General features: G+C 49.0%; 11 protein-coding genes. 4 read left to right on the top strand and 7 right to left on the bottom strand.

Going from position 1 to position 12,205, the window contains the following annotated elements:
* Window positions 1-12: 12 nt before the first annotated feature.
* Window positions 13-1,386, bottom strand: coding sequence for a 23S rRNA (uracil(1939)-C(5))-methyltransferase RlmD (gene rlmD / locus RWO08_RS06645; protein WP_314211578.1), 1,374 nt, complete (start codon window positions 1,384-1,386; stop codon window positions 13-15).
* A 184-nt stretch (window positions 1,387-1,570) separates the two neighbouring features.
* On the opposite strand from rlmD, the gene RWO08_RS06640 reads away from it, so the two are divergent.
* The 3 genes from RWO08_RS06640 to RWO08_RS06630 all read left to right on the top strand — a co-directional run bounded on the left by RWO08_RS06640 (window position 1,571) and on the right by RWO08_RS06630 (window position 3,940).
* Complete coding sequence (locus RWO08_RS06640; RefSeq protein WP_314211577.1) at window positions 1,571-2,005, top strand: Rrf2 family transcriptional regulator; 435 nt, start codon at window positions 1,571-1,573, stop codon at window positions 2,003-2,005.
* 76 nt (window positions 2,006-2,081) lie between these two features.
* Window positions 2,082-3,083: an NADP-dependent oxidoreductase gene (locus RWO08_RS06635; protein WP_314211576.1), complete on the top strand. Its 1,002-nt coding sequence runs from the start codon at window positions 2,082-2,084 to the stop codon at window positions 3,081-3,083.
* 20 nt (window positions 3,084-3,103) lie between these two features.
* Window positions 3,104-3,940 (top strand): alpha/beta hydrolase, encoded by an 837-nt coding sequence (locus tag RWO08_RS06630; protein ID WP_311469145.1) that lies wholly within the window; start codon window positions 3,104-3,106, stop codon window positions 3,938-3,940.
* 93 nt (window positions 3,941-4,033) lie between these two features.
* On the opposite strand, the gene RWO08_RS06625 is transcribed toward RWO08_RS06630, so the two are convergent.
* The 3 genes from RWO08_RS06625 to RWO08_RS06615 form a co-directional block, all read right to left on the bottom strand.
* Complete coding sequence (locus RWO08_RS06625; RefSeq protein WP_314211575.1) at window positions 4,034-5,797, bottom strand: flavocytochrome c; 1,764 nt, start codon at window positions 5,795-5,797, stop codon at window positions 4,034-4,036.
* 427 nt (window positions 5,798-6,224) lie between these two features.
* Window positions 6,225-6,962, bottom strand: a complete 738-nt coding sequence (locus tag RWO08_RS06620) for an amino acid ABC transporter ATP-binding protein (RefSeq protein ID WP_314211580.1) — start codon at window positions 6,960-6,962, stop codon at window positions 6,225-6,227.
* Window positions 6,962-8,569, bottom strand: coding sequence for an ABC transporter substrate-binding protein/permease (locus RWO08_RS06615; protein WP_314211574.1), 1,608 nt, complete (start codon window positions 8,567-8,569; stop codon window positions 6,962-6,964). Before RWO08_RS06615 ends, RWO08_RS06620 begins: the two co-directional genes overlap by 1 nt.
* Before the next feature lie 199 nt (window positions 8,570-8,768).
* Here RWO08_RS06615 and RWO08_RS06610 point away from each other — a divergent pair, with 199 nt between their 5' ends.
* A complete protein-coding gene (locus RWO08_RS06610; RefSeq protein ID WP_314211573.1) occupies window positions 8,769-9,791 on the top strand; it encodes a glycosyltransferase in 1,023 nt (340 codons plus the stop codon).
* A 360-nt stretch (window positions 9,792-10,151) separates the two neighbouring features.
* On the opposite strand, the gene RWO08_RS06605 is transcribed toward RWO08_RS06610, so the two are convergent.
* The 3 genes from RWO08_RS06605 to RWO08_RS06595 form a co-directional block, all read right to left on the bottom strand.
* On the bottom strand, window positions 10,152-10,586 hold the full coding sequence (locus tag RWO08_RS06605) for a hypothetical protein (protein WP_314211572.1): 435 nt from the start codon (window positions 10,584-10,586) through the stop codon (window positions 10,152-10,154).
* A 394-nt stretch (window positions 10,587-10,980) separates the two neighbouring features.
* Entirely contained in the window at window positions 10,981-11,331 is a 351-nt protein-coding gene (locus tag RWO08_RS06600; RefSeq protein ID WP_023392317.1) for a hypothetical protein, read from the bottom strand.
* 16 nt (window positions 11,332-11,347) lie between these two features.
* Window positions 11,348-12,181 (bottom strand): HAD family hydrolase, encoded by an 834-nt coding sequence (locus RWO08_RS06595; RefSeq protein WP_314211571.1) that lies wholly within the window; start codon window positions 12,179-12,181, stop codon window positions 11,348-11,350.
* Window positions 12,182-12,205: the final 24 nt, after the last annotated feature.

Here is a 12,205-nt window from a genome sequence, read left to right as displayed (position 1 = left end):
ATCTTCGTCGTTTTACTCCTTGACTAGCAAACTTACCGCCTCAACATGCGCAGTCTGCGGGAATAAATCAACAGGTTGCACCCATTTGAGCTCATAGCCTGCCTGGGCCAAGAGTTGACAGTCCCGAGCGCAGGTGGCTGGGTTGCAGGACACGTAGACGATTTTGTCTGGCGACAGTTCAATCAGGGTCTTAACGAATTCAGGGTCTAGGCCCTTGCGTGGTGGGTCGACCACCGCCACATCAAAATGAATGCCTTCTGCCTGCCAAGCGGGTAGCACCTCTTCGGCCTTGCCGGCTTGGAAGGAGACATTACTTAGGCCGTTGGCTTGCGCATTGGCCCGCGCCATGTCGATGGCTTCTGGCACGATTTCCATGGCATAGACCTGGCCGGCTTGACGAGCTAGGGCCAGGGAGATGGTACCAATCCCGCAGTAGGCATCTAGGACAGTCTCGCTGCCAGATAAGTCAGCTGCCTCAAGGGCATAACGATAGAGGGCTTCGGCCTGAGGGGTGTTGACCTGATAGAAGGAATGCGGGGAGATGGAGAAATACAGCCCCAGCATCTGATCCTGGTAGACTGGCTGGCCCCACAAGAGACGATTGGTCGGCCCCATAATGACATTATTGGCCTGCGTATGGCTATTGAGGAGCAGGCTAACTAGGTTAGGAATGGCATCGGTCAGGGCTTCCACCAACTGCTCTTCTCGAGGCAGACCTTTGCCATTAACCACTAGTATCAGCATAACTTGGCCGCTATAGTGACCGCGCTTGACGATGATATGGCGAATTTGACCCTTGCGACTTTCCTCGTCGTAGGCAGTATAGCCCAGCTGGCGCAAGATATCTCGCGTCTTAAGAATGGCTTGGTCGATGGCTGGGTCCTGAATATGGAAGTTCTCCACCGGCACTAGCTGGTGGCTATTCTTACGGAAGAAGCCGGTCTCTAGTTGACCTTTGACAGTCCGCACCGGGATTTGGGCCTTATTGCGGTATTGCCAAGGATGGTCCATACCATGAGTTGGCCGGACCTCCAGACTTTCCGGGAATTTTCCTAGGCGACTGAAGACCTGCTTAACCAGGGCCTGCTTAGCCTTAAGCTGGGCAGGATAAGCCATATGTTGCAGGGTCATGGTGCCAATCTGACGGCCGATAGGGTCGGTAATCTCCACCCGGTCCGGACTGGCAGTTAGGATTTCTTCTAGGCGCGCAAAGCCAAAGGACTTGCCGACCTTGAGGACCTTAATGGCCACCTGCTCGCCCGGAATGACACCCTCCACAAAGAAGGGGTAGCCGTCGATTTTGACTACGCCCTGGCCTTCATGGGTCAGGTCCACTACCTGGCCTTGGTGTACTTGATTCTTCTTAAATACTTGTTTTGCTTCCATCTTCAGTCTCCTTTGCTCTTCCTTCCTATCATACCACGAATCAAAGGCTAGGCAAAGGTCACTAGCTCTAAAGAATCACCAAGTAGCCTGCTTTACTAAATTTTTTCAATCATGTCTTGACATCCGTCATTCTATCTGTTAATTTTGTACTTGTATCAGATACAAGTTAACGAAAGGAGTCGCCATGGATACAAAATTTTCTGTTGCCCTACACATTCTAGCTATGATTAGTGAATCCAAAGAAACCTTGAATTCCCAACTATTAGCTGAAAGTGTTGGAACAAATGCCAGCTATATTCGTAAAATCCTCGCCCTTCTTAAAAATGCGGGTCTTATTCGCTCCCAGCAAGGGAAGGTAGGTATTCAATTGGATAAAAAGCCTGATGAGATTTCCTTATTAGAAATCTATTATGCTACACAAGAAGTAAGCCGAATCAAGCTTTTTCAAGCTCATCAGAACCCTAACCCAGCTTGTCCAGTCGGCCAACATATTGATGCAGCAATATCTCCTATTTTTGAAGGCTTAGAACAGCAGCTAGAAGAGCAACTAGCCAATCAGACCCTAGATGTGGTCATTAAAAATCTATACGCTTCCGCCTCACGAACACGCCAGGATTAGTCTTAAGGGATTAATCTCCACTTCATGTACTTGTATCTAGTACAAGTCGAATAATACTAAAGAAAAGAGCAACACAATGAAAGCAGCACAACATACCAGCTATAACAAAAATAACATTAACCTAAAACTTGTCGATATTGACAAACCTCAAATTTCTGACAATCAAGTCCTCCTGCGCGTAAAAGCCGCTGGTCTTAACCCCCTAGACAATATGATTTCTCGTGGCCAAGTCAAGATGATTGTCCCTTACAAGCTACCACAAACGGCAGGCAACGAAGTGGTCGGCATCGTTGAAGCACAGGGTCAGTCTGTCAAGAACTTCCAAGTGGGTGACCGCCTCTTTGGTCGTCTGCCACTAGATAGCATTGGCGCCTTTGCTGAATATGTTGCGGTAGACAGCTCTGCCCTAGCCAAAGTCCCTGACTATCTCTTCGATGAAGAAGCAGCCGCCGTGCCTTTGACTGCTTTGACCATAATGCAGGCTCTAGACTTAATGTGCGCTCAAGCTGGCAAAACCATCTTTATCTCAGGCGGAACTGGTGGCGTCGGTGCCATGGCGATTCCAATTGCCAAAGCAAAGGGGCTAACCGTCATCACCAACGGGGCGGGTGACAACGGCCAACGGGTCTTAGACCTAGGCGCTGACCAGTTCATCGACTATAAAAAAGAAGACTACACCCAAATTCTCAGCAATATCGACTATGTCTTAGACACACTGGGGGGCACGGAGACTGAGAAGCAAATGTCCATCATGAAAAAAGGCGGTCACCTTGTATCGCTACGCGCCATGCCTAATGGGGCCTTCGCTAAAAGAATGAATCTACCGCTATGGAAGCAAGTCTTGCTAGGCCTTGCGGGACGTAAGTTTGACAAGATGGCAGCTAAATATGGTGTCCACTATCATTTTATCTTCGTCCAAAGCAACGGCAAGCAATTACAAGAAGTGGCTGATATCTTTAGCCGACTTAAGATTAAACCCTCTATCGATACCGTTTTCCCTTTCCAAGAAGTCAATGTTGCCCTCGACAAGGTCGCCAATGGGCGCTCGCGTGGCAAAACCATCCTCTCTTTTAATTAAATTTAAGTAGGTAAATCAAAATGTCTTATATTACAACACAAAATCAATACATCCAAGTAGAAGGTAAGCAAATTGCCTATCGCGAACTCAGCAAGGGTAAATCCGTCTTGCCCCTAGTTATGCTAGTCCATCTAGCCGCAACTTTAGATCAATGGGATCCAAAATTACTGGATTTAATCGCCCAAGAGCACCATGTCATTGTCATGGACTTACCTGGAGCAGGGGCTAGCCAAGGCAAAGTCGCCGACACCATTCCTGGAATGGCCCAACAAGCCATGGACATTATTCATGCCCTAGGCTATGAGCGCATTAACTTACTCGGCTTGTCTATGGGAGGCATGATTGCCCAAGAGATTGTCCGTCTCAATCCTTCCTTAGTCCATCGCTTAATACTAGCGGGGACTGGGCCTCGTGGTGGCTTTGAGATTGATAAGGTGACTGGTAAAACCTTTAAATTTATGCTCAAGGCGGCACTACATAGGGTCGACCCTAAACGCTATATCTTTTATAATCATGATCAGCAAGGTCGCTTGGAAGCTGACAAGGTTCTCGGTCGTATGGCTCAACGTCAAGCTTCAAATGCGGATAAAAAGTTCCGTATTCCTAGCTTCTTAGTTCAACTGGCAGCCATCAAACGTTGGGGCAAGGCAGAACAAGATGATCTAGCCTTTATCAATCAGCCTACCCTCATCGTCAATGGGGATCAAGATATGCAGGTTCCGACTGAGAATTCCTATGACATGCATAATAAAATTACCGGTAGCCAATTGATTATTTATCCTCAAGCAGGCCATGGCTCCATCTTCCAGTATGCAGAGCACTTTGCCCAAGAATTAAAGTCATTTTTAGCCGAATAAGCAGACTCTTCGAGACTTAAATCAAAAGCAGCCCATTAGATGGATTTCTCATCCAACTGATGGGCTGCTCTTTATTATAAGGTGCTATTTTCTTTATTTACTTACCATCTTGCCGGCAACACGTCCGAAGGTGATGATATCGGCGATGGCATTCCCGCCTAAGCGGTTAGCCCCATGAATCATACCGGTTAATTCACCGGCTGCATAGAGGCCTTCAATAGGCTTGCCAGCTTCATCTAGGACCCGGGTATCCTTGTCGGTCACCAAGCCCCCCATGGTGTGGTGGACACTTGGGCGAACTTTTTCTAGGATATAAGGGCCTTCTTCCAAGGATGCCAAGCCAGCACGGTGGTTGAAGTCGGGGTCTTTTTTGTCCTTGGCATATTGGTTAACCTTGGCTACTGTTTCCTTAAGCTTAGCCGGATCGATGTCGAAGTGAGCCGCAACTTCTTCCAGCGTGTCTGCTTCAACTAGCAGGCCCTGTTTCTTGAGTTCTTGATACTCCGCTTGGTGGTTCTCCTTAGAGTGGGAGATATCGTCGGTCTTCTGGTTCCAGAGTTGATAAGCATAGCCCCCTGGTTGAGCCAAAATAGCCTTAGAAATCACATCCCGCCGGTCCAACTCCTCGACAAAACGTTGGCCCTCTTGATTAATCAGGACCGCCCCATCGAAACGGGTATCGGCTAGGAGGGAAATTTCCCCAGTCTCAGGGTTAGACACCGGATAGGTTTGGATGGAAGACATGTTGGTGACAGCTGCACCAATGGCTTGAGCCATGACAATACCATCCCCGGTAGAGCCGACCGTATCCGTGGACAGGTAGCGCTCGTCCATCTCAGGATTGTATTGCTTACGCATGTCAATGTTAGAGCCAAAGCCCCCCGTAGTCAACACGACCCCATTCTTGGCATGGAAAGTCACGGCCTGGCCTTGATGGTCTGCCTTGACGCCGACAACACGCTTGCTGTCATCTTGGATGAGTTCAGTAGCCTTGGTATTCACCAGAATCTTAACACCTAGTTCTTCTGCCTTGGCATTGAGCTTGGTTACCAGTTCTTGGCCGGTGTGGCCTTCTGGAATCAGGGCCCGCTTGTAAGAATGGCCGCCAAATTGGAAGAGCTTGTCTTCTAGGAATTTGACGCCAACTACGTCGCGTAGCCACTCGGCTGACTCTAGGGCATGTTCTGCTAGATAGCGAACCATCTCAGGATTACCTAGGTTGTCGCCACCCTTCATGGTGTCTTGGTAGTAGGTTTCTACGCTGTCGCCTTCAATGCCTAGTTTCTTCTGAACCCAGTTGCCTGGCGCATTCATTTCGCCCCCACTAATGAGCGTATTCCCACCGACAGCTGGCATCTTCTCGATAATCACCACGGATTTGCCGGCTTGGGCTGCTTCGATGGCCGCACTAAAGCCCGCGCCCCCTGCTCCGACAACGACCACATCATAGGATTGTTCGCTGTCTAGCTGCTCTTGGGTTGAAGTAGTAGAACTTACCTCTGCTAGGGTCACGCCTGATTTCTTAACAGCATCTTGGACGGCTTCCAAATAGCCTTGGCTAGTGGCTGTAGAGCCAGACACTACATCGACATCGGCCTTGTTGTTGCCGATAATCTTATCCTTAAGTTGCTTGTAGACGGGTGTGGCTAGGACTTCATTCTCATCGGACTGGAGCACCTTAATGTCCGCAATCCGGTCGTCTTGGAAGGTCACTTCCACCTCAACAGTCCCATGTTTCCCCTGACCTTGGCCCTTGACTGTTTGGCTGCCGGCCGCCTGAGCTAGGCTAGCCAAGGGACCCATAACTAGGACTAAGAGGGCTAAGACTAGCCAGAACTTTTTCCAGTAATTTTTCATATTCCATCCTCCTATCTATTTTTACCACCAAGACTAGGCTCAGAAACTTGGTTACCATTTCATTATACTCCTTTTATGCCTTTCTGTCCTGATATTTTATTACTTTAAATGGCCTAGGCTTGCTTTTCAGCCTTCAACTTTCTGTTAAGATTTACCGAAATCCGATAGCATTCTCAACTCAGTGGATTATTGATTGAGCTTTGCCAGGGGCGGGTGGGCCCAAGCTTAGCCCTCAGTGCCAAAAGGATACCGAGCGTATGAGTTCCCCTGGGAGCTTTAGCGACTTAGGGGACCGTAGATCGGCAAGGCGGAAGACAGCCGCAGGCTGGCTGGAGACGGTCCCGCACTGAGGACTAAGTTGGAGCCCACCTAACCAAGCTGAAGCCAAACAAAAAGGCGACTGGAAATCCCGGTCGCCTGTAGCTGATTAACTGCGTAAGTAACGTTCCAAGAATTGTTGGGTCCGTTCTTCTTGAGGGTTGACGAAGAGTTGCTCTGGTGCGCCTTGTTCGGCGATGACCCCTTGGTCCATGAAGACCACGCGGTCGGAAACCTCACGAGCGAACTCCATTTCGTGGGTGACAATAATCATAGTCAAACCAGTGTGGGCCAATTCCTTCATAACCTTCAAAACTTCGCCGACCATCTCAGGGTCAAGTGCAGAAGTTGGTTCATCGAAGAGAATGACATCTGGCTGCATGGTTAAGGCCCGAGCAATGGCTACCCGTTGCTTTTGACCCCCAGATAATTGGCTAGGACGGGCATGGACATAATCTCCCATACCTACTTGTTCCAGGAACTTAGTAGCTAAGGCTTCGGTCTCAGCCTTGTCCTTACCTAGGACCTTAATAGGGCCGACGGTACAGTTAGCCAAGACATCCATGTTGTTGAAAAGGTTGAAGGATTGGAAGACCATGCCGATATGGGTCCGGTACTTGTTGACGTCATGCTTAACGTCCAAGATATTCTCGCCCCGGTAGATGATTTCCCCACCGCTTGGTTCCTCTAAGAGGTTAATACAACGCAAGAGGGTGGACTTCCCTGAACCTGAAGAGCCGATAATGGTCACGACTTCCCCTGCTTCAACGGAAAAATCAATGTCCTTGAGGACCGTACGGTCGCCAAAGTTTTTGCTTAAGTGTTGAATTTCTACAATCGCCATGATTAGACCTCCTCTTTGAGCACTGCCACTTGTTGTTGGTTACCGGCAGCCAGTTGATCACTTGGGCGCCCGTCAATGCGTTTTTCAATCGCGCGCAAGAGTGATGTAATGGTAAAGGTTAAGATGAAGTAGATAACGGCCGTTACGAAGAAGGTCTCGAAGTAACGGAAGTTATTGCCGGCAATGGTCTTGGTCGTGAAGTACAATTCGCTGACTGAGATCACGTTGAGGACAGATGTATCCTTAACGTTGATGACAAATTCATTGCCGACAGATGGCAGAATGGTCCGGAAGACTTGTGGCATAACCACTTCTTTCATGGTTTGCCAGTGGTTCATCCCAATAGCACGAGCCGCTTCAAATTGGCCCTTGTCGATGGCGTAAATCCCCCCCCGAACGACTTCGGCAATGTAGGCCCCGGTGTTAATGGAGACAACCAGGAAGGCCGCCGACATAGGGGTTAATTTCCAGCCCCAGAGTAGGTCGGTCCCGTAGTAGAAGATCATGGCTTGAACGATCATCGGTGTCCCACGGAAGATGGCAATATAGGCATTGAGCAATAGGTTAGCGACTTTCAAGACGCCATTATGGATTTGGCTCTTAGACTTCGGAATGGTCCGGATAATCCCGACGGCCAAACCAATTAGGAGACCGATTAAGGTACCGGTTAAGGATACCCAGAGGGTCATGCCGGTCCCGGCCAAGTATTGACGCCAGTTCTGAGTGGCAATCTCCCAAGTACGAGCAAAGAAGTTATAATCTTCTGTGGTCGCTGCCTCAGTGCTGGTTTCTTCTTGACCGTCAGCCGCTGGCTGGTTCTTAATGGCCTGGTCCATGAAGTCCTTGCGTTGCTGATCTGTAATTTCCGCAATGGCCTCATTAATTTGGCTCATAAGTGGGCTTCCCTTCTTGACCCCGATAGAAACCTTACGGTCTTCAGGTGCCACTTGGAAGCTTGGATTAAGTTCTACGTAGGTGAATAGAGGGTTAGCGGCTGCCGCAGAGACCGCTTCTGGATATTCTGAGATGTAGGCATCTAACTTGCCCGCTTCTAAGGCCACCCGCAAGACAGGGAAAGAATCCTGTGCTTGCTCAACCTGAGCGTCCTTGAGTTGTTTCAACAAGTCATAGTGCAAGGTCCCTTGTTGGCCTGACACCTTAGCACCCGCAAAGTCGTCTAGCGTCTTTGCTTGCGCGTAAGGTGAATCCTTGCGGACCACCATGACAAAACGTGAGTCATAATAAGACTCGGAGAAGTCAATCTCCTTAGCACGTTCCGCAGTTGGCGACATGCCGGCAATAATCATATCTATCTTGTCCGATTGGACAGCTGGTAAGAGCCCATCCCACTCCGTCTTGACCACTTGGACTTCGCGGCCTAATTTTTCCCCAATCTTACGCGCGATTTGCACGTCGTAACCATTGGCGAATTCCTTGGAGTCCTTAATAGGTACAGCACCGTTAGCGTTGGTGGACTGTGTCCAGTTATAAGGCGGATAGCCCGCTTCCATCCCGATCAATAGGGGTTGAGTGTCTTGCTTCTTGGCGCCACACGCTACCATCATGAATGCAACGAAGGCTAATGCCAAGAATTTTAACGATTTTTTCATTTTTCTCACTCCTATTAATAGAATTATAATAATAAGTATACACCTTCAGAATCATTGTGCAAGATATTTTTAAGATGAAAGCGTTATTTATGGTTTATTTTTTTCAAATGTCCCTAGGATTCTCTCGGCCAAGCTTGCACTCTAGCTTCTATTACTATACACTTAAGGAAAGCAATCGCATTTTAAAGGAGGTTTCGGGGTGAAAGTCCTACTCTACAGTCAACATCTCGACAAAATAGCCAAATCTGGCCTTGGTAAATCAATTAAACATCAAATGAAGGCCTTGGATCATGCCGGGATTGACTACACCACCGATCCCAAGGACTCCTTCGATTTATTACATATCAATACCTACTTCCCCCAATCCATGCTCTTCGCCCGTAAATGTCGCAAGCAAGGCATTCCGGTCGTCTACCATGCCCACTCGACCATGGAAGACTTCCGTAACTCCTTCCGCTTCTCTAATCAGCTAGCGCCTATCTTCAAGCATTGGCTCATGACCTGCTATCAGCAGGGCGATGTCCTCATTACACCTACGCCCTACTCCAAGCGTCTACTCGATTCTTACAATATGGGGCGGGAAATCTTCGTCCTATCTAACGGTATTGAACTAGAAAAATTTGCCCCTCAGCCTCAGGCGCGGGAGCTCTTCCGGGCGCGCTACGGACTGGCCGAGCAAGACTTCGTCTGCATAGGGATTGGCCTCTACCTAGAGCGCAAGGGCATTCTAGATTTTGTGGAGTTGGCTAAGCGCCTGCCCCATATCCGCTTCATCTGGTTTGGCTATACGGACTTGAACCTAGTGCCGTCCGCTATTCGGGCTGCCGTCTCCAATCCACCGGCCAACCTGACCTTTGCCGGCTATGTCGACAATCAGCAGATTATTCAGGCCATGCAGGGCAGCGACCTCTACCTCTTCCCTACCTTGGAAGAAACCGAGGGCATTCCGGCCGTCGAGGCCTGTGCCGCCCATGCCAAATTCATCATTCGAGACATTCCGGTCTTCGATGACTGGCTAACCGACCAGGTCAACGTCTATAAGGCTAAGGATGTCGACGACTTCGAGCGTCTGATTCGGGCTAGCCAAGCCCAAGAGCTACCTGATTTGACCCAGGCAGCCTATCCCGTGGCAGTCCAACGTGACCTATCGGTCATCGGCCAAGAACTAGGTCGTATCTACGGCCATGCTATCCGTGCTAGCCAGGAGCGACAAGGATTATAAAATAGTAAAGGGTGGGAGTTTCCCCACCTTTTTTCTATGCCCTAAACCGTGTGAGCCCAGCCCCACTCGAGCCAAAAGACGGGGCTAGTGGTGGGACCGGCTTCAGCCAGCCTGCGGCTGTCTTCCGCCTCGCCTCGCTATCGAAGGGCTAGGTCACTAGCGTTCCAAGCCCTTCAGATACGCGAGGCATCCTCTTGCACCACAAGCCCGCTTTTGGACCTGGGGCTGGTCTCACACTGGACGATTGGCTAAATGAAGAAAGCTAAGTTGTTTGCCTCTTGAAAAGCACCCCATAAGTTAGACATTAAAAGTCCAACTTATGGGGTGCTTTGCATAAAAGGCGAAATCTCATTTTCTAACTCAATTGTTTGCCCCTGGACCTTGTAAAATAACCGCTCCCTTATATAGAGCGTAGTAAATTGGGCCCAGTTGCCATATTTTAACCAAAGGGATATAACCATAGTAGTGATTTTTATTATAGTAAATGGTTTGAGGTGGCTGAGAACTAAAGAATCGAATCTCTTCTACCACAATAGAGGTTGGAAATGCGTCTCGTTTTTTGTCCTTCTTATCAGGAATATAGGCTGTCAAATCTTCTTCAATCGGCCGAACATCATTTGGATTTGCTCCCTTGTACCACTCTACAGCATATTCTTCACACCAAGATTCATATGGCTTCTTAGGGCAACAACATAGGTCATCACCTACTGATTGATTGGCTTGAACGTTTGAAGACGAAAGACAAAAGAGCAGTAGAAACAAAAAAGTGAGTGGGGTCAAAACAAAACGTTTCATATTGCATTGCTCCTTTATATCTTGCATGCCTGATGACGACTTTATCCTAATCCTCCCTTCTCGAAGACATCGTCATCCAAATCCTATCTACACATTCATTATACATCCAGAAAATGCTTTCATCAACCTTCTTTATGCTTTTTGACAGTCCAGTGTGGGCCAAGCCCCACGGCCAAAAGACGGTGCTTGTGGTGTCCAGGATGTGGCGCGTATCTGAAGGGCTTGGAACTCAGTGACTTAGCCCTTCGATAGCGACGCAAGGTGGAAGACAGCCAAAGGCTGGCTGTTGCCGGTCCCACCTCAAGATCCGACTTTTGGGTTAAGTGGGGCTTGGCTCACACGCCTCTGGACACAGATAAAAAGGGTGGGAAATTCTTTTCCCACCCTTTCTATATTACCCCTCCGTCTGGCGGAGATGGTCCACAAATTTATCCAGTTGATGCTTGTCCCGCGCCTTCTGGGCCTGAGAAATATTGCTAGGATTGAGGTAAATCCGTAGCTGTTCGACGTCGGCCGCATCATAGGCGACCACTGCCTCCCCCTCTTCCTCATTGTCCGAGACCCGAGCCACCCGGGCGAATTCCTGACTCAAGAGAGCTAACAAATCCTCGGCCACGGCTTCCCGTAAAACTTGATACATGGCGGCAAAGGGCGCCGGAATCATAAAGGCGTCAACCTGCACCAAGTCATCTTGGGCTTGCTCCTTGTGGGCTTTTTGCTTTCTTTTGCTTGGCTTTTTGGACACGGTCTTGCTCCTTTACTTAGCGACGATATTGGGCCAGGAAGGCCGCACTTGGGTCGGCCACTAGGGCTTCCAGGATATCAATCACTGCTTGCGATTCATTATCGCCAATTTGATAACGGCAGATAGCCAATAAATCTGGATCGGCGTTGCCCATGGCTAGGCTATAATCGACCACTTCCATCATGGTCTGGTCATTGAGGCTATCGCCGAAGGCCATGGTCTGGCTGGCATCCGTCTGCAGATAGTCTTGCAGGTAGCGAATAGCCTTGCCCTTGCCTCCTTGGGGACTGAAGACATCAATCCAGCGCCCCCCACTAGTCACCGCATGTCCCTCTGGGAAACGCTCATTGAGAATCCGGGTCATAACCTTATTATCAGCTACACTCCGCTTACTCATGACTGACAGTTGAAGAATGGCTTCTTCTGGATTAAGGTCACGGAAATTAACCAAATGTTCAATATGCGGATGGTAGAGACGGAAATGCTCCAAGGCATCCTGATCTTGGGTCACGGCATAGGAGCCACGGTCGGTCATGACCAGACAGAAGAAATCTGAGAACTCATTGAGGAAGTCAATAATGGCTTCGGTCGTGTCATAGTCCAAGGCGCTATAATGAAGGCCTTGCTCTTCTACCATAATGGCGTTACCGTTAGTCGAGGCAAAGAGCAGTTCCTGACGTAATTGGTCATCAAAATAGCCACGTAACTTAGGATAGCTATTGCCTGAAGCAATACAGACACGGGTTCCGGCTTCCTTAAGGGCATGAACTGCCCGCTCGAAGCGATCCAAATCAAAGGACTTGTCCCCTCTTAAGAGGGTACCGTCCATATCAATGGCGATTAATTTCATTGATTCTTGTCTCCTTCACACTTG

The organism is uncultured Abiotrophia sp. (assembly GCF_963520105.1).
Taxonomy (GTDB): domain Bacteria; phylum Bacillota; class Bacilli; order Lactobacillales; family Aerococcaceae; genus Abiotrophia.
This window is presented reverse-complemented; position numbering and strand designations above follow the sequence as displayed.